The sequence below is a fragment of the Yoonia litorea genome, assembly GCF_900114675.1.
GTDB classification, from domain to species: Bacteria; Pseudomonadota; Alphaproteobacteria; order Rhodobacterales; family Rhodobacteraceae; genus Yoonia; species Yoonia litorea.
Map to the genome: position 1 here is coordinate 494,538 of NZ_FOZM01000002.1, position 17,347 is coordinate 511,884.

The following is a 17,347-nucleotide window of genomic DNA, read 5'->3' on the forward strand; positions in this document are numbered from 1 at the left end:
GCTAATCAGTCAGGTCCATCCGATCGCCTTTGGGAAAATCGCGCACGAAACTTGGCGTATCCTGCGCCTTGGCCAAAGACCAGCGAACGCGTGTCGCATAGGCCAAAGCGTGGCCGGATAAAACCACCTGTTGTGTCGCACGGGGCTTCAATCGGCCATTTTCGAGATAAACCGAGGCAGAAAGTGAAAGTTTCGCAGTTCCGTCATGCGAAAACACCCAAACTTCTCCCGACTTCAGCCGCAGCGCTGCAGCGGATCCTTCAGTATTGACGTCCACATCAACATCAGGATGCAAATGAAAACGGACCGTGTAAGGGATGCCGCGATCAACCGCTGATTTGAGCGCCTTGCCGAAGATTGCTTTGTCGCTGTCGCCCAAGGTCATCAGATAGTCTTCGCCAATCAGCGTGCGCCCATCCACCGAGAGTTCAAGAGTGCGTCCATGGGTAAGCCCGAAATCGGGTTGATAGCCGTTGTGAGAGAGCTCGAGTTTTCTGCCACTTTCTGTTTGCATGTGGTCGCAGCGAACTTGGCGCGGGATTTCGACCAATTCTTCTTTTGCGCCTGTCTCGTGCGGCCGATCGGCAAGATGCGACGATGAGACCCCTTCGATCATCACGGTCGAATGGCTTGGTGTTGCGCGACTTGCGCGCAGCCAGTTTTGACCAAATCGCGCACCGGATCCGCAACTGACAATCACTGGTCGCCGTCCTGATGTCAGCTCAAGCGCCAGTGTACTTGCATGCGCATAGATAGAACTCGGTCCCGACGGTGGTGCGGCTGCATCGACGATGACCGTCGTGCGGCCGCTTGTCAGGCGAGCATACCCCATAAGCGGTGCGGTGGAGGGGGTGGAACGCACGCCGGAATAGGCTAGCGCCTCATCCAATCGCCCATCAATGCCACGCCCTCCGCCGTGAAACCGCGCCAACCCACCGTCTGCGTGACGTAGAGCGCGCATCGCTGGTGCGATGCGTGTTATGGCGCTTGAAACAGACTGCGGAACGGTACGTTCTGCAGATTGGAGCGCATCGCGGGTCCAGATCAAAAGACTGAGAACCTCGAGAAGTTCTTCCGGATTACGGCTTTCGATACTCCCGTCGTCGCCGATACGGGTGTCGCATTCGATCGCGAGTGCCGCGACAAGGGTGTCGATCGACTGGTCCATGTTCTTGAGCGACAGGCCGCCATAGATTGCGCCTGATAGTGCCTCGAACCGGCGGAGGCCAGGGTGTGCTGCGACCCAGCGCTGTGAGACAAACACTGTTTGCTGGCCTAAGGTGCGATAGAACTTGGTACTGAAATCTTTTCCCTGACCGCGCAGCAGGAACGCACCATGATTGATCCATCGGATCAAGCGGCGGCCTGTAATGCCAGGCGTCCAACCCGGCCCATCGCCACCACCATAGGCTGCGATCCAGTCCGCAACCCAAGACTGCGCCTTTTGCCTGGCAGCATCGTCACCGACAGCAGCTAGATCATCGAGCCACGCGCAGCCGTGGATTTCATCGCTGACGAGCGGATTATTTTGGGCAATCTGCCAGATTGACTGTTCTGGTCCCTCCACCAGCAGGCCTGAGAAAAGGAAATTACCTTCGATCAGCTGCTTCCCGCGTGCCACAACGCCAATTGTTCGCGGAAGTGGTAACGTCACGAAGGACGTCGAGATATCGCGTCGCGCTGCGCGCCGCGCGTGGCGGCGGTGCATAAAGCGAGCGGCACCTGTTCGAAGCTTGTTCAACTTGGCCAAACAGACAGCCTCAATTCTACTGGTCACACTTTCCGTTGCAGGTGACCATAGAAAAGGGGCTGCGCCAAGTCACGCGGGCTTTTCAATGACCGCGATGTAGAACCCGTCCATGCCGCCAAGCTCTGACCAATAATCTGGTCGCAGCCGCAGCCCGCCTTCTGTTGTCTTCCAGCTCTTGTCGATCCCGGGAAGGTCGAGGGCCTCGGTAAGAACCTTCAATTTGGGGTGGCGCTGCAATGCCTCTTCGATCTGCACTTCACCTTCATCTGGCAAAAGCGAACACGTGCAAAAAACAAGGCGTCCGCCGGGTTTGATGAGATTCAATGCATGATCAATGAGCGCTTCTTGCTGCGCAATGAGCGTGCCGAACTCGGAGCCGTCCTTCGCATAGGGCAGGTCAGGATGTCGGCGAATTGTCCCGGTTGCCGAACATGGTGCATCGAGCAGGACCACATCAAAACCATCTTCGGCAAAATCAAAGGCGTCGCTGACAACCGTGCGCGCCGTCAGCCCTACACGAGTCAGGTTTTCCTCGACCCTTTCCATGCGTTTTGCCGAAAGATCCACAGCGGTTACCTCTGCGCCGCCGGCTGCCAGTTGCATTGTTTTGCCACCGGGTGCTGCACAGAGATCAAGCACCTTGAGTCCTTTCACACCGCCCAACGCTTTGACAGGGATCGCTGCCGCCGCGTCCTGCACCCACCAGTCGCCGGTTGCGTAGCCAGCGATCTGGGTCACCTGTCCTGCATCCTGGATGCGGATCGACCCACTCGGCAAGACCTGTCCCCCGACGGCGTTTGCCACAGCTTTCGCGTCGCCCTTTGCGGTCAAGTCCAGCGGTGCGCCCGCAAAATGGGCTGACTCCATCGCTGAAACCGCATCACGCCCCCAAGCCGAAACAAGAGGCTGCCGCAACCAGCCGGGCGTTAGCGGGACTGGTCGTTTGCTCCATTCCTCAGGTCCTGCACTTGCCATTTTTCGCAGGACTGCGTTGACGAGGCCTTTCATCGCCTGCGTGCGTTTGTTGCGGGCAACGATTTCAACGTAGGCGTTGACGACTCCGTGCGCTGCTTCGCCCTCTCCCAGTTCGACTGTGCCTAGGCGCAAAGCATTCATCACGAAGAGGGGCGGAGATTTCTTGAGGAATGGTTTGAGCATCCGGTCCGCCCGATCCAGACCTCTGAGGGTATCGTTTGCCAGCCGTTGCGCGCGGGCGCGATCCTCTGCTTCAAGTCGCGAGAGCGCTCCAGCGCCGACCAACTCTGCCAAAAGGCGTCCCTCTTCGATGATCTGCATAAGCAAATAATGCGCCGTGCGTCTGGCAGGCAGGCCCGTCTGAGTCATATGACACTCTCTTGAAGCTTGATGGGCGGCAGGTATATCACAACTGAAACCACCACAAGGAGCCCGCCTTCGTGACTGATGACACCAAAGAATTGCCACCAGCAGCGCAACGCGCTCTGGCCGAGGCCGAAGAGAGACGCAAAAAGGCACAAGAAGCCGCATTGCCGCCCGAACTTGGTGGGCGCGATGGGCCAGAACCTGTCCGTTACGGTGACTGGGAGAAGAAGGGGCTGGCAATCGACTTCTGACTTGGATCGCCGCCCCCTGATGCGGCGATTCATCGGGCGAGACGCCTTGTAGATATTGCGGAAGGCTGTAATTTGCCTCCAGTTGCTTGGGGGAAAATTCATTGCTAGCAAAACGAGCTTTTGCCGTGCTCGCGTGTTTGGCGCTTGCGGCGTGCGGCCTTCCGCGTGGGGCGGGTTTCCAATCTGAAGTGCTTGCCGCTTCCAATCCATTCGCACCACTTGGCGCTGATGGCGAACTTTATGACTTTGCCTACTACGAGGTGAACCGCGAAACGCTGCCTGTTTTGCGGAACTGGGGAATATCGGGTCTTGCCAATCTGCCTTGGCCAACGGCCCAAAGACAACCATCGTCACTGATTATTGCGCCAGGCGATACGGTGCAGCTTACAATTTGGGACGCTGAAGAAAACTCCATTTTTGGCGCTGCGGGTGTGACGCCAATCCAACCGACAGAGGTTGATCCTGCAGGACGGATTTTCGTGCCGTTCATTGGGGAATTGCGCGTTGCGGGGATGGCGCCTTCGACGGCACGCCAGCGGATTGAAGAAGAGCTGGTGATGACAGTGCCGTCAGCGCAGGTTCAGCTTGTCGTTGAGGCTGGCCGCGCAAATACGGCCAACCTTGCCGCTGGCGTCACAGCACCAGGGCTCTACCCCTTGCCGCAACGCGACTTTTCGATCCTCGAGCTTTTCTCACTCGCAGGTGGTCCTGACCCGACTTTCAACTCTCCGCAGGTCCGACTTGTCAGGGACGGAAGGACATTTGGGATCGGGTTCGACCAGCTTTTGCAAACGCCAAGCCTGAATATTGCCGTTCGCGGTGGCGACCGGATTTTCGTGGTGGATGACGAGCGGCAGTTCATAACCCTCGGTGCGACCGGGTCACAGTCGATCTTCGATTTCCCGTCAGCCCATTTTACTGCTCTTGAGGCGATTGCATTTATGGGCGGCGTAAATGCCGGCACGGCCAACCCTGAAGGTGTCCTGATCCTGCGGAACTACCATGCAAGTCAGCTTGGCGACGGATTGACTGGGCCGCCGCGGGAGCGTGTTGTCTTCCTGATTGATCTGACTTCTGCCGATGGGCTGTTTTCGGCAGGTGATTTCCCACTTCAGGATGGTGACCTGATCTACGGGACTGAAAGCGCGCTTGGACCGTTTTTGGCAGCTTTGGGTTTGACCAATAGCGTGACAAGCACGCTGAACTGATCGTCAGAAGAGAATGATATCATCGGCGAGGTCTAGCGCCTCGCCGATGCCCAAAAGCACAAGCCGGTCGCCGGTGTCGAAGTTGATTTGAAAGCCATCTGACGTGGTCTCACCGTAGAACAAAAGAACGTCGGCTGCCGATGTGAGGCCGGACCAGAGGCGCGCTGCCAGGATCATTTGGTCAGTCCCGACTTCAAAGTCGGCAATGGTGTCTGTGCCCGCATTGAAAATGAATGTGTCTGCGCCCTGACCGCCGAACAACTGATCATCACCTGCAGCACCTTCAAGGTGGTCATTTCCGCGACCGCCGCTGAGGACGTCAGCACCCTCACCCCCCGAAAGCGTATCGTCTCCGTTTCGGCCAAGCAGAACATCGTCTCGCAGGCCCCCTGTCAACATGTCGGTTCCGGTTCCTCCGATCAGCAGTTGGCTCACCTCGGAAGCGGTAGCAGCGCTCGGGTCTGACATCATTGCGCGCAGCTGACTGCTCAATCCTGCGGTTAGAAGGCCGAAAGGCAGGCCAGGATCGAAAGCCGCGTAAGGGAGATCAGGCTGATCTGGCTGAACTGGCGGGCGAGGCGGTCCGGCATATCCCGGGGTGAGGATAGTGCTCAATCGCGACGCGCCGATCAGGTCCGACGTGGATAAGGTGCGATAGTCGATCGGCTGGCCATCAGCGCTCTCCACGATCAGGATTTCGGAGCCATATCGGATTTCCATACCGGTCTCTCGCAAGCTGATCGTAAGTTGCGCGATGTCACGCAGAAGCGGCCAGTGCGATAGGTCGAGTTTGTCTTGTCCGGGCTGGAAGTCTGTAATCCGGTCAGTGCGATTATCAGCCATCAGAATAAAGACATCAGCACCCGCGCCACCCTTCAAAAGATCTGACCCACCCCCGTCCTGTAATATATCGTCGCCATGACCCGCATTAATGACATCGTCACCCTCCAGGCCCTGCAAAATGTCAAATCCTGTCGTTCCGGTTATGTTTCCACCTTGCGGCACCCCGATGGCAGTCAGCCCTGCGCCGCCACCGTCAAAATGCAGTCGGGTGAGACCTGGATTGACACTACTCGCAACGAAAAGATCAACGCTGCCGTCGCCAGATGCATGCGATGCAATGGCGCTGACATTTGCAAGACTGATGTCAACTGTATCTTCAATAGACGCGCGATGAACTAAGAAGCCTCCGGACAAAAGCACGAAAATTGAAATTCCGTCATCGGCGCCTCCTGCAATGACGTAAGTCTTGCCACCGGCCTCAATGACATCAAGTGCTGTAACGCCCCCAAATCGCGTATCACGACTGTCGATGATGTGATCCCTCACCAGCATCCGCCCATCCGCCGAAACCTCAACCACACTCAGGCTGTCTGTTCCCGCCGCACCCACAACAACATAGTGCCGCCCATTCACGCTTACACTTTCCATCACAGAAGCCGCGCTGATCCAAAGGCCGTCTTCTGGTCCGATAGACTGCGGGTCAGACAAACCGCCGTCGGCCTCAATCCTCCGAAGAACCAACGGGTTCTCTGTCGCATGAGCCGTAAGCAAATAAGCGCCAGCCTCTGATGCTATCACTGTCATAGCTGCAATAGTCGCCAAGGAAGGTTCGACCGGATCAGCATGTAGACCGTGTCCAATTAAAGCGCCTGCAGGACTGAAAATGATCTCCGCAATGCCTGGCAGACCGGCAAGACTACCGTAAACCGAAACTGTCTGCGCATTTTCATGCACGGCAGTGGTTTTGAGACTTCCGAAGTCAGATGGCAGTGTGTTTAGCCACGATGCCGCTTCCAAGTTGTCACCGTTCACTGTCACGATCTGCAACTGACCATCTGGTCCGCCGCCCACAATAAGGTCGTCGCCAAGCGCTGTCAGTGTCCCAATACCACCCGCAGCCAAATGCCCCCTGTATGACATCGTGGCGCCCACGGTGAGCGTGTTGTCGTCGGGCACCCACAGCTGCAACACACCGTCGTACCGCGTCGTGCTGATGACCTGCCATGATCCAGGGTCTTGGAGAACGTGCAAATCAGTGATGCGCGAATGCGCGTGACTGTTGTCACCTACAGCAAAGGCAACGACCTTGATCCGTGACATAAAGGCCCCCGAAGTCTGGATGGGCACCAGCCTACAAACAGGCCGTTAAGCATCATGGAATCAATGCACCAGATTTACTGACGATTTTAGCGATCAAACTGCGCCGGTGGCGCACTCAGATTCAGTCGCCGTATCCATTCGGGTTCTTGGACTGCCATTTCCAAGTGCTGGCAGCCATGTCATCCAGCGAGTGCTCGGCCTGCCAATGCAATTCGCGTTGCGCACGCGCGGGATCGGCGGTGATGGCTGCGATATCACCTTTGCGACGGGGGGCAATCTGCGTCGGCAGTTGCTTGCCGCATGCCTTCTCGAAGGCAGCGACCATGTCTTTTACGCTATAACTCTGACCGGTCCCGATATTGAAAGGGCGTGCGCCAGAATGACTATCAGCATAGTCAACGGCTGCAACATGCGCACGCGCCAGATCTGTCACATGAATGTAATCCCGAAGACCGGTTCCGTCAGGCGTATCGTAGTCGTCACCGAATATCTGCAACGCAGCACGTTTGCCAACAGCCACCTGTGCGATGAAAGGCATCAAGTTGTTGGGAACGTCATTCGGATCTTCGCCGATCTCGCCAGAGGGATGCGCGCCGACCGGATTAAAGTACCGCAGCAGCACTGCTGAGTTCTCCGGATGGGTCCCGCTCCAATCGGTGAGAATCTGTTCTGCGATCAGCTTTGTCCGGCCATAGACTGATGCGGGTCGTGTTGGATGATCTTCATCACAGAGCATTTGGTCAGGCTCGCCGTAAACAGTTGCTGAGGACGAAAAGATGATGTTGTGGCAGCCAACTTTGTCCATCGACTGCAAAAGACTAACCGTGCCGCGCACATTTACGTCATAATAGAGCAAGGGCTTCTCTTCACTTTCGCCGACGGCCTTAAGGCCCGCGAAATGAATGACAGCTTCCGGACGGAAATCCTGCATCACGGAATCGAGGCTCTCGGTGTCGCGGACGTCACCAGGGACGCTGTTGACCTGCCGGTTCGACAGGGACTGCACGCGTTCAAGCGCCTTAGGGTGCGCGTTGGAGAGGTTGTCGTACACAAATGTCTCATGACCTTGGGCCATGAGTTCAAGCAATGTGTGGGTGCCGATATATCCGGCGCCGCCGGTGACCAAGACGCGCATGGTGTGATCCCTGATAACGTCATGCCTGTCTAAGAGGCGACAGGGATAGGTGCAATCGGCTTGGGCGTGATAGATAAGCTCCTTTTAAAAAATACCCGTTCCCAACGGCCATTGGAGCATTGATGATCAGTTAACCGACGTGCGCTGCGGTAAGGCGAAAGAAAGGCGAGGGCTTGCAACGTATTGGTCGATGATCCCCTACGAAAGAAATCTCAGATGACCGACGTCACCGCTAAACTCTCCTTACCTGTCATGATGCCAGCACAGGCGCAGAAACACGTCACCCACAACGAGGCGCTGGAGCTTTTGGACCTGATCGTCCAGCTCACTTTGGAAAGTGATCAAGCGGCTATTGCACCGCCAAGCCCTCAAGAAGGTCAATCATGGGGCATCGGTGTTGGCGCAACAGGTGTTTGGGCCGGGCGGGACGGAATGATTGCATCCTGGCGCGGTGGGGGATGGCTGTTCGTAAACCCTGCAGAAGGATGGACCGCTTGGTGCAAGTCTGACCTGACACTCAAGGTATACTCTGGAGGGAGTTGGCAGCCGCTGGCGGCGTTGGCGCCATAGGGTAGTCCGACGCGAAAACTGCGCAATCGTCGAATCCTGACATAAGAAATCAAGACCCGCGTCCGTTTAGGGCGCGGTCACTTTACAGCTCCGTCGTCCGAACGCGACGATACAGTGGCGGCGCATGCGCGACATGCACGCTGAGAGTATCCGAAACTCTGCAACCGCAAGAATCGGCTCAAGATTGAGCCGATCAAGCGTGGACGCCATTAAAACGTCTGCACCGCATATCCAGCATCACCAAGCCAGCGGAGTGCCCGAAAAACCCGCTAAATCCTCTGACTGTTGATGCGTTGCGCTGATCTGTCGCGGAATCTTCATCCAGAGAGCTTGCGACCATATGGGACCTCTGCTACATCGCGCCTGATTTTGCCGCTCTCGCATCCGTGAGGGCAAAAGAAGTTGCTCACCCGCTGCCTGACACGGTCAGGTTTTGTGGGTCAGGGCCCAAGATATCGGAAGGCTACACGTGTCCGAAACTGCTGGTATTTCGACAGGCATCGCCTCGCGCTATGCAACCGCCGTGTTCGACCTCGCCAAAGAAGGCAAGGCGATCAAGGCGCTCGAATCAGATGTTGCCGCGCTGGAAGCGGCGATGGCCGAAAGCGCAGACCTCCGCACTCTCTTGCATTCACCGCTATACAGCCGCGAAGAGCAGGGTGCCGCGATCAGCGCAATCGCAAAGCAAATGGAACTCTCAGAGACAACAAGCAATGTATTGGCGCTGCTGGCAAGCAAGCGCCGTTTGTTTGTTCTGCCACAGCTTGTGGCTGTTCTTCAGGACCGACTGGCCGAGGAACGTGGTGAGGTGACGGCGGAAGTGACAACCGCCAAGAAGCTGACCAAGGCACAAACCGAAAAGCTTTCTGAGACTCTCAAGGCCCAGGTGGGCAAAGCTGTCACTATCAAAGAAACCGTCGATGAAAGCATCATCGGCGGTCTAATTGTCAAAGTGGGCTCAAAGATGATCGACACATCGATCGCTTCCAAGCTCAACGCACTCCAGAACACTATGAAAGAGGTCGGATAAATGGCGATCCAAGCGTCTGAAATTTCTGCGATCCTGAAGGACCAGATCAAGAACTTCGGTCAAGAAGCCGAAGTGGCCGAAGTTGGCCGCGTACTGAGCGTCGGCGACGGTATCGCGCGCGTATACGGCCTCGACAATGTGCAGGCTGGTGAAATGGTCGAATTCCCCGGCGGTATCCGCGGGATGGCTCTGAACCTCGAAGCTGACAACGTTGGTGTTGTTATCTTTGGTTCTGACCGTGACATTAAAGAAGGCGACACCGTCAAGCGCACCAAGTCCATCGTGGACGTGCCTGTTGGTGACGAACTGCTGGGTCGCGTTGTCGACGGTCTGGGCAACCCGCTTGATGGCAAGGGTCCAATCAACGCTTCACAGCGCGCTGTCGCTGACTCAAAGGCGCCGGGCATCATCCCGCGTAAGTCGGTTCACGAACCAATGGCGACAGGCCTGAAGTCGGTTGACGCGATGATCCCGATTGGCCGCGGCCAGCGCGAGCTGATCATTGGAGACCGCCAGACGGGTAAGACAGCCGTTGCTCTGGACACGATGCTGAACCAGAAGTCCTATAACGACGCTGCTGAAAAAGAATATGACAAGCTTTACTGTGTTTACGTTGCTGTTGGTCAGAAGCGTTCGACAGTTGCACAGCTTGTGAAGAAGCTCGAAGAATCCGGCGCGATTGAATATTCCATCGTTGTGGCTGCGACCGCGTCCGATCCAGCGCCGATGCAGTTCCTTGCACCATACGCTGCGACCGCAATGGCAGAGCATTTCCGTGACAATGGCCGCCACGCGCTGATCATTTACGATGATCTTTCCAAACAGGCTGTGTCCTACCGTCAGATGTCACTGCTGCTCCGCCGCCCACCAGGCCGCGAAGCATACCCAGGTGACGTTTTCTATCTTCACTCCCGCCTGCTGGAGCGTTCCGCAAAGCTGAACGAAGATAACGGTGCGGGCTCGCTGACAGCGCTGCCAATCATCGAAACACAAGGTGGTGACGTTTCTGCGTTTATTCCGACCAACGTGATCTCGATCACCGACGGCCAGATTTTCCTTGAAACAGAACTCTTCTACCAAGGTATCCGTCCTGCGGTGAACACCGGTCTGTCCGTTTCCCGCGTTGGTTCGTCTGCCCAGACAAATGCGATGAAGTCGGTCGCCGGTCCGGTGAAGCTGGAACTGGCACAGTACCGCGAAATGGCAGCGTTTGCGCAGTTCGGTTCCGACCTCGACGCCGCAACACAGCAGCTGCTGAACCGTGGCGCACGTCTGACAGAGCTGATGAAGCAGCCTCAGTATTCCCCGCTGACAAACGCAGAGATCGTTTGCGTGATCTACGCAGGCACCAACGGTTTCCTCGACAAGATTGCGGTGAAGGATGTCGGTCGTTTTGAGGCAGGCTTGCTGAAGCACATGCGCACAAACGCAAAAGACGTGCTGGACTTCATCACCAAAGAAGATCCGAAGATCAAAGGTGAGGCTGAAGAGAAAGTCAAAGCGGCTATCGAAGCATTCGCCAAAGACTTCGCCTAATTCTTTGAGACAAAGGAGACTTTGCTTTGCCTAGTCTTAAGGACCTGAAAAACAGGATCGAGTCGGTCAAATCGACCCGCAAGATCACGAAAGCCATGCAGATGGTCGCGGCAGCAAAACTGCGCCGCGCCCAGGATGCAGCCGAGGCCTCGCGCCCCTACACAGAGCGGTTCAACGCTGTGATGGCAGGGCTTGCGGCTTCTGTTGGCGGATCAGACAGCGCACCTAAATTGCTCGCCGGCACTGGCAGCGATCAGGTGCAACTTCTGGTCGTCATGACAGCAGAGCGCGGTCTCTGCGGCGGCTTTAACAGCAACATCGCCAAGCTGGCGCGGACCCACGCTCAGAAACTGCTGAGCGAAGGTAAGACAGTGAAAATCCTCACGGTTGGCAAAAAGGGTCGCTCGGCCCTCAAGCGCGACCTTGGTGATCACTTCGTTGGCCACGTTGATCTTTCTGAAGTAAAACGTGTTGGTTACGCCAATGCCCAGGAGATCGCGAAAGACGTTCTGAGCCGCTTTGATGAAGGCGAATTCGATGTCGCGACAATCTTCTATGCGCGGTTCGAAAACGTCGTAACTCAGCATCCGACAGCGCAGCAGATCATTCCTGCCAAGTTCGAGCAGGCTGAAGACGCTGAAGCCACGCTTTATGATTACGAACCAGGCGAAGAGGAAATCCTCGCTGACCTGCTTCCACGTGGTGTGGCAACGGCCATTTTCAGCGCGCTGCTGGAAAATGCTGCATCCGAGCAGGGTGCACGCCAGTCCGCTATGGATAACGCAACACGCAACGCCGGTGAGATGATCGACAAGCTGACAATCGAGTTCAACCGCTCGCGTCAGGCTGTGATCACCAACGAGCTGATTGAAATCATTTCGGGCGCTGAAGCGCTCTAGACCCCGGAGAAGACCACTATGGCAAACGCAAAAGGCAAGATTACGCAGGTTATCGGCGCCGTCGTTGACGTGCAGTTCGACGACCACCTGCCCGAGATTTTGAACGCCCTTAACACAGACAACAACGGCAAGAACCTCGTTCTCGAAGTTGCCCAGCACCTTGGTGAGAACACTGTTCGCGCCATCGCGATGGACTCCACCGAAGGTCTGGTACGCGGTCAGGAAGTCACTGACACAGACGGGCCGATCATGGTTCCGGTTGGTGATGAAACGCTTGGCCGCATCATGAACGTTGTGGGTGAGCCCGTGGACGAAAAAGGCCCGATCGGCGCCAAGGAATCCCGCTCCATCCACGCTGACGCGCCTACATTTGAGCAGCAGTCCACCGCATCCGAAGTGCTGGTAACAGGCATCAAGGTTATCGACCTCCTCGCGCCATATGCGAAGGGTGGTAAGATCGGTCTGTTCGGCGGTGCTGGTGTTGGTAAGACAGTTCTCATTCAGGAACTGATCAACAACATCGCGAAAGTGCACTCCGGCTACTCCGTATTCGCCGGTGTGGGCGAGCGGACCCGCGAAGGGAACGACCTTTACTACGAATTCATCGAATCCGGCGTTATCGACGCGGAAGACCTGACCAAGTCCAAAGTGGCGCTGGTTTACGGTCAGATGAACGAGCCTCCAGGTGCACGTATGCGTGTGGCCCTGTCTGGTCTGACAATGGCGGAATCTTTCCGCGACCAGTCCGGAACAGACGTTCTGTTCTTCGTGGATAACATCTTCCGCTTCACACAGGCCGGTTCCGAGGTGTCAGCGCTTCTGGGTCGTATTCCTTCCGCTGTGGGTTACCAGCCAACGCTGGCCACCGACATGGGTGCGATGCAGGAACGCATTACATCGACAAAGAATGGTTCGATCACCTCCGTTCAGGCGATCTACGTGCCTGCGGACGACTTGACCGACCCCGCGCCAGCGACGTCGTTTGCGCACCTCGATGCGACAACCGTTCTGAACCGTGCGATTTCGGAAAAGGGTATCTACCCTGCTGTGGACCCGCTCGACTCCACGTCGCGTCTGCTTGACCCTGCGATTGTTGGTGAAGAGCACTACCGTGTTGCTGCCGACGTGCAGAACATGCTGCAGCGCTACAAGTCGCTTCAGGATATCATCGCGATCCTCGGCATGGACGAACTGTCAGAAGAAGACAAACTGACCGTTGCCCGTGCCCGTAAGATCGAGCGTTTCCTGTCGCAGCCATTCGACGTTGCACAGGTCTTCACCGGTTCGCCAGGTGTTCAGGTTCCTCTGGAAGACACGATTGCCTCGTTCAAGGCTGTTGTGGCTGGTGAGTATGACCACCTGCCAGAAGGCGCCTTCTACATGGTTGGCGGCATCGACGAAGTGAAGGCGAAAGCCGAAAAGATGGCCGCAGCTGCAGCCTAAGTAAACCTGTAAGGAGCCTCCAATGGCAAACCTACAATTCGATCTGGTCTCGCCCGAGCGCCGTTTGGCATCGGTCGAGGCGACCGAGGTTCAGATCCCCGGCGCTGACGGTGACATGACAGCTATGGCTGACCATGCACCGACGATCACGACGCTGCGCCCAGGCGTGCTTACCGTGGTTCACAGCGGTGGTTCTGACTCCTACGTCGTTTCTGGCGGCTTCGCCGAGATCACAGCCAAAGGTGTTTCGGTTCTGGCGGAGCAAGCGCTTCCGCAGTCCGAGATGACACAGGAAATCTTCGACCAGATGGTCGAGGACGCAAAGGCTGCCTACGGTCGTGCGCAAGAGACATTCAAGAACGAACCTGGACCAGTCGATGACGCAGCCAAGCTGCTGGCAGACATGGTCGCGGTTGGTGACCGGATTGGGATCCACCCGTCCAAGCAGGTCAACAACTGATCACAAGACAAGGGCCGGTGAGAACCGGCCCTTTCTTTTCGCATGTTGTCACTGTGACAATGCGCTGATCGTCCCGACACCAATAATTCCGGTATTGCCGTCCACCGTGGTGATCATGCTGCCGTCCAGGCCAGTGTTTGTGCCGCGGACACGTAGCCCTTCTGCATTGGCACCGTAGAGGCTGCCCACCAGCGTTCCATCGACTGTGAACACATTCAGACCACTGTCTAACGCACCATCAATATCGAGCTTAACGGCCGCGTTTCCCCACAGACCTTCGCTGATACTGCCATTTGTGATCAGGATCGTCCCGTCGTAGTTGACGACCTGCTGGATCAGGTTCTCGTCTGCGGTGACGCCCATGAAGCCTGTGGCAGACCCGTCAATGGATAAGTCCTCAAGCTTCAGTACCAAGGTGGCTGGGGCGGCAACATTCGCACTCGCAATCCCGTCGCCCACCAACAGTTCCATGTAGCCGGCATAGGTCAGTGTTCCGATTGCAGGAAGGTTATCATGCGCGGTCTGCCCACCTGCGACAGAGGCGGGGCCCATTGCGGTGACATCAGACTGAAACGTTGTTTCATAGAACTGGCGTTCTTCGGAAGTCGCGAGGAACAGTGCAGAGGCCGGTATCGTCACCACACCGCCGGTACCGGGATCAGTGCCGCCATCACCTGAGTCATCGCCATCAGTGGTTCCGCCACCCGTGTCGTCTGTTGTGCCACCGCCCCCTGTTCCACCGGCTGTCCCACCCCCGTCATTCGCCGTGGTGCCGCCTCCGGCCGTGTTGCCGCCATCGCTTGTACTGCCGCCGCTGTCAGTGGCCCCGCCGCCATCGGTTGTTCCACCATTGCCGCTGTCAGAAGTGTTGCCGCCTGTGGTGCCCCCGCTACTGTCACTTCCACCTGATCCGCCAGTCGATCCATCCCCGCCGTTGCCTGTGTCAGGCGTTGAGCCGTCCGTCCCATCGTCCGGGTTCTGAGTGCTGCCTCCGCCTCCAGCACCGCTCGCACCGCCGGTGCCTTCAGAGTTTGCGCCCGAGCCGCCGCTCTCGCAGGCAGATAGGATCGAAATGCAGGAGACGAGGGTAAAAATTGAAATGAAACGCACAGCCATTGCTTTTGCTCCTCACTTTGGCTTAACCAATTTGAAAGCAATTAGACTTATTTCTTTAATCAAACCTTAAAGCGCTGCAGAATCTGTTGGGACATATCTGACGAATTGAGCGCAAAGGGTATTAGGGACACATTGGTGTCATGCGTGAAGTAAAGAGTGGCGTTCTTGGTATAGATCACGGTGAGGCCGTGATGTTCTCCGACTTTGAGGATGACGGACAGATGTGGCGCGGTGACGGGCCGCGGCAATCTCGCGAAGCAGTAAACTTCTCAGAGCGTTACAAGACACCGCCCCACGTGCAGGTGTCCATTTCCATGTGGGATATCTCGAATAAGTCCAACATCCGCGCAGATGTTCAGGCTGAAAACATCACCGAGACTGGCTTTGAAATCGTCTTTCGAACATGGAGCGACACACGAGTTGCGCGGATCAGGGTTGCATGGACGGCGATCGGTGAGCTCCCGCATGAAGATGACTGGGAGCTCTAGTCAGCACCGGTCAAGAAGACGCTCGGCCAAATGAGCGACAAGCCTATCTTCGACTCAGGCTGATGCAGAACGAAGATCGCGTCTTATCGCGTCCCTTCATTTAGCGTTTAACTTGATTGTTCCCGCTTTGGCGAAAGAGATTCATTTCGTTTAAAATCGTTTCGTTGCAAATGCTGCAAAATCCCGAATTTACCAAAAAGCGCGCCTCTATTTTGAAATTTCGAGACTTCCGCCAGCCAAGAGCGTATCAATAAGGAAGAGTATTTTTATTTAATTAGTATGGCTGATTTATTATGGTTATTAGCATCATCGAAGTAAGCAACCGCCGGGTCCAGCTTCTCAAATCCAAAGCCCTGAACAAGCTCAAAGAACAGCGCAAAACAACGCGATCTGTGATGCAAAGCTTTGAAGGTAGTAATGATCTGGGGACTGACACCAAGTCTACCTACGATCACCTCAACACTTCAATGGTCGTCCTGAACGGGCTGAGAGATCATCTCACGCGCTATGACTGTCTGCCTCATTCTTGGGATGAGCTTACGCTGGGATCGGAATTCGCGGAGGACGCGACGCCGCTTCTTCGGACGGGTGAGGATGGTGAGCTTTGGGTGGAGTTCTACGAATTTGAAAAGCCGAAAGATCTGATGATCTTCCTTGCTGGCGCAGCTGTGGCTGGACTTTATGAGCAGGCGCAGAAGCAGCCAGGGCGCCCTGCGCCGGCGCAGCCAAAGCCAGCTCAAAAGCCCAAAGCGGCCAGCAATGTCGACGGTGGGTTGATGGACATGATCCGCAACCGTATGCCCAACCGCGAGAACGTCCGCTACTCGCCACAGCGGGGGTAGGGCTGCCTTGTGGGGTCTTCTGACCCCGGGAACCAGTTACATCTAGCAATGCAAACCACCCCGATTGCGTCGGGGTGGTCAAATCTGATCTGCTGAAAAGGTTACTCTGCGGCGTAGAGGCCTTCGTAAATCGGGCCGAGCGTCTTGTGATCAAAGAGCGACGACACGGATGTGCCATTCCATGTATTCAGGATGGCCTGTGCAAACATTGGTGCCGTGGGCACGATGCGAATGTTCTTGCAGCCCTTCACCGCGTCTGTCGCCTGAATGGTATCGGTGATGACCAGCGATTTCATCACGGATTTTGAAACCCGCTCAACAGCCGGTCCAGACAGGACACCGTGGGTGATGTAGGCGTGAGCTTCTTTCGCGCCGTTTTCGATCAGAACTTGCGCAGCCTTGCAGAGCGTCCCGGCCGTATCGACAATGTCGTCGACGATGACGCAAACCTTGTCCTTCACATCCCCGATCACGGTCATCTCGGCCACTTCACCGGGCTTCCCGCGACGTTTGTCCACAATAGAAAGCGGCGCGCCAATCCGCTGGGCCAAATCACGTGCACGGGCCACGCCGCCCACGTCAGGCGATACGACCATCACGTCGTCCATTTTGCCCCGGAAGTTGTGCATCGCATCCAGCGCGTAGATGGGGGAGGCGTAAAGGTTATCCACCGGAATATCGAAAAAACCCTGAATCTGCGTTGCGTGCAAATCCAGGGTTAATACGCGCTCGATACCAGCTTCGACGATCATGTTGGAAACAAGCTTTGCCGTGATTGGCGTGCGGGCTTTCGAGCGTCGGTCCTGGCGGGCATAGCCAAAGTAAGGGATCACTGCCGTAATCCGCGCAGCAGACGAGCGGCGCAGGGCGTCCGCGATGATGAGCAGTTCCATCAGGTTGTCATTTGCCGGATTAGATGTGGGCTGAACGATAAACATGTCCTCGCCACGGACGTTTTCAAAAACCTCGACGAAAACCTCGCCATCGTTGAACCGTTCAACCCGCGCATCGCAAAGGCCAACGTCCATTCCGCGGTGCATCGACATGCGTCGCGCGATTGCCTTGGCAAGTGGCTGGTTGGCGTTGCCGGCAATCAGCTTGGGTTCGTTGATGATGGGCATGGAAAGGTCCTTTGGCAGAAGGCGTGATACACGGACGGCATCAGATTCGTGGCG

Annotated in this window: 16 protein-coding genes; 10 read left to right on the top strand and 6 right to left on the bottom strand. The window is 56.4% G+C overall.

The window, feature by feature from the left end; all coding sequences use genetic code 11:
- Window position 1 precedes the first annotated feature (1 nt).
- Together BM316_RS12570 and BM316_RS12575 are read right to left on the bottom strand one after the other, a co-directional pair.
- Window positions 2-1,741, bottom strand: coding sequence for a heparinase II/III family protein (locus BM316_RS12570; protein ID WP_311135667.1), 1,740 nt, complete (start codon window positions 1,739-1,741; stop codon window positions 2-4).
- 78 nt (window positions 1,742-1,819) lie between these two features.
- Complete coding sequence (locus BM316_RS12575) at window positions 1,820-3,094, bottom strand: RsmB/NOP family class I SAM-dependent RNA methyltransferase (protein ID WP_090209067.1); 1,275 nt, start codon at window positions 3,092-3,094, stop codon at window positions 1,820-1,822.
- 71 nt (window positions 3,095-3,165) lie between these two features.
- Here BM316_RS12575 and BM316_RS12580 point away from each other — a divergent pair, with 71 nt between their 5' ends.
- Together BM316_RS12580 and BM316_RS12585 are read left to right on the top strand one after the other, a co-directional pair.
- Complete coding sequence (locus tag BM316_RS12580; protein WP_090209070.1) at window positions 3,166-3,342, top strand: DUF1674 domain-containing protein; 177 nt, start codon at window positions 3,166-3,168, stop codon at window positions 3,340-3,342.
- A gap of 101 nt (window positions 3,343-3,443) precedes the next feature.
- A complete protein-coding gene (locus BM316_RS12585) occupies window positions 3,444-4,550 on the top strand; it encodes a polysaccharide biosynthesis/export family protein (RefSeq protein WP_090209501.1) in 1,107 nt (368 codons plus the stop codon).
- A 3-nt stretch (window positions 4,551-4,553) separates the two neighbouring features.
- Here BM316_RS12585 and BM316_RS16845 read toward each other — a convergent pair whose 3' ends face one another.
- Together BM316_RS16845 and galE are read right to left on the bottom strand one after the other, a co-directional pair.
- Window positions 4,554-6,653, bottom strand: coding sequence for a calcium-binding protein (locus tag BM316_RS16845; RefSeq protein WP_110577550.1), 2,100 nt, complete (start codon window positions 6,651-6,653; stop codon window positions 4,554-4,556).
- Window positions 6,654-6,774: 121 nt separating this feature from the next.
- The gene (galE, locus tag BM316_RS12600) at window positions 6,775-7,788 is read right to left on the bottom strand and encodes a UDP-glucose 4-epimerase GalE (RefSeq protein WP_090209080.1); all 1,014 of its coding nucleotides are present in this window, start codon (window positions 7,786-7,788) and stop codon (window positions 6,775-6,777) included.
- Window positions 7,789-8,004: 216 nt separating this feature from the next.
- Here galE and BM316_RS12605 point away from each other — a divergent pair, with 216 nt between their 5' ends.
- The 6 genes from BM316_RS12605 to BM316_RS12630 all read left to right on the top strand — a co-directional run bounded on the left by BM316_RS12605 (window position 8,005) and on the right by BM316_RS12630 (window position 13,726).
- Window positions 8,005-8,358 (top strand): DUF2793 domain-containing protein, encoded by a 354-nt coding sequence (locus BM316_RS12605; RefSeq protein WP_090209083.1) that lies wholly within the window; start codon window positions 8,005-8,007, stop codon window positions 8,356-8,358.
- 469 nt (window positions 8,359-8,827) lie between these two features.
- Window positions 8,828-9,388, top strand: a complete 561-nt coding sequence (locus tag BM316_RS12610) for a F0F1 ATP synthase subunit delta (protein WP_207493696.1) — start codon at window positions 8,828-8,830, stop codon at window positions 9,386-9,388.
- Complete coding sequence (gene atpA, locus BM316_RS12615) at window positions 9,389-10,924, top strand: F0F1 ATP synthase subunit alpha (protein ID WP_090209086.1); 1,536 nt, start codon at window positions 9,389-9,391, stop codon at window positions 10,922-10,924.
- 26 nt (window positions 10,925-10,950) lie between these two features.
- A complete protein-coding gene (locus BM316_RS12620) occupies window positions 10,951-11,823 on the top strand; it encodes a F0F1 ATP synthase subunit gamma (RefSeq protein ID WP_090209089.1) in 873 nt (290 codons plus the stop codon).
- 18 nt (window positions 11,824-11,841) lie between these two features.
- The gene (gene atpD, locus BM316_RS12625) at window positions 11,842-13,266 is read left to right on the top strand and encodes a F0F1 ATP synthase subunit beta (protein WP_090209092.1); all 1,425 of its coding nucleotides are present in this window, start codon (window positions 11,842-11,844) and stop codon (window positions 13,264-13,266) included.
- 22 nt (window positions 13,267-13,288) lie between these two features.
- Window positions 13,289-13,726, top strand: a complete 438-nt coding sequence (locus tag BM316_RS12630; RefSeq protein WP_090209095.1) for a F0F1 ATP synthase subunit epsilon — start codon at window positions 13,289-13,291, stop codon at window positions 13,724-13,726.
- A gap of 48 nt (window positions 13,727-13,774) precedes the next feature.
- Here the strand turns inward: BM316_RS12630 and BM316_RS12635 are convergent, their stop codons facing one another.
- Entirely contained in the window at window positions 13,775-14,842 is a 1,068-nt protein-coding gene (locus tag BM316_RS12635; RefSeq protein WP_090209098.1) for a hypothetical protein, read from the bottom strand.
- Window positions 14,843-14,982: 140 nt separating this feature from the next.
- Here BM316_RS12635 and BM316_RS12640 point away from each other — a divergent pair, with 140 nt between their 5' ends.
- Both BM316_RS12640 and BM316_RS12645 read left to right on the top strand, forming a co-directional pair.
- Window positions 14,983-15,330: an H-type lectin domain-containing protein gene (locus tag BM316_RS12640; RefSeq protein ID WP_090209101.1), complete on the top strand. Its 348-nt coding sequence runs from the start codon at window positions 14,983-14,985 to the stop codon at window positions 15,328-15,330.
- 293 nt (window positions 15,331-15,623) lie between these two features.
- Window positions 15,624-16,172: a hypothetical protein gene (locus BM316_RS12645; protein ID WP_090209104.1), complete on the top strand. Its 549-nt coding sequence runs from the start codon at window positions 15,624-15,626 to the stop codon at window positions 16,170-16,172.
- Between the two features lie 101 nt (window positions 16,173-16,273).
- On the opposite strand, the gene BM316_RS12650 is transcribed toward BM316_RS12645, so the two are convergent.
- Window positions 16,274-17,293 (bottom strand): ribose-phosphate pyrophosphokinase, encoded by a 1,020-nt coding sequence (locus tag BM316_RS12650; protein WP_090209106.1) that lies wholly within the window; start codon window positions 17,291-17,293, stop codon window positions 16,274-16,276.
- Between the last annotated feature and the right edge of the window lie 54 nt (window positions 17,294-17,347).

What these genes read in the sequence shown, in the direction of transcription:
- BM316_RS12640 (WP_090209101.1), top strand. Translation starts at nt 14,983, where the DNA reads ATGCGTGAAGTAAAGAGTGGCGTTCTTGGTATAGATCACGGTGAGGCC.
- BM316_RS12645 (WP_090209104.1), top strand. Translation starts at nt 15,624, where the DNA reads ATGGTTATTAGCATCATCGAAGTAAGCAACCGCCGGGTCCAGCTTCTC.
- BM316_RS12635 (WP_090209098.1), bottom strand. Translation starts at nt 14,842, where the DNA reads ATGGCTGTGCGTTTCATTTCAATTTTTACCCTCGTCTCCTGCATTTCG.
- atpD (WP_090209092.1), top strand. Translation starts at nt 11,842, where the DNA reads ATGGCAAACGCAAAAGGCAAGATTACGCAGGTTATCGGCGCCGTCGTT.
- BM316_RS12650 (WP_090209106.1), bottom strand. Translation starts at nt 17,293, where the DNA reads ATGCCCATCATCAACGAACCCAAGCTGATTGCCGGCAACGCCAACCAG.
- galE (WP_090209080.1), bottom strand. Translation starts at nt 7,788, where the DNA reads ATGCGCGTCTTGGTCACCGGCGGCGCCGGATATATCGGCACCCACACA.
- BM316_RS12575 (WP_090209067.1), bottom strand. Translation starts at nt 3,094, where the DNA reads ATGACTCAGACGGGCCTGCCTGCCAGACGCACGGCGCATTATTTGCTT.
- atpA (WP_090209086.1), top strand. Translation starts at nt 9,389, where the DNA reads ATGGCGATCCAAGCGTCTGAAATTTCTGCGATCCTGAAGGACCAGATC.
- BM316_RS12630 (WP_090209095.1), top strand. Translation starts at nt 13,289, where the DNA reads ATGGCAAACCTACAATTCGATCTGGTCTCGCCCGAGCGCCGTTTGGCA.
- BM316_RS12605 (WP_090209083.1), top strand. Translation starts at nt 8,005, where the DNA reads ATGACCGACGTCACCGCTAAACTCTCCTTACCTGTCATGATGCCAGCA.
- BM316_RS16845 (WP_110577550.1), bottom strand. Translation starts at nt 6,653, where the DNA reads ATGTCACGGATCAAGGTCGTTGCCTTTGCTGTAGGTGACAACAGTCAC.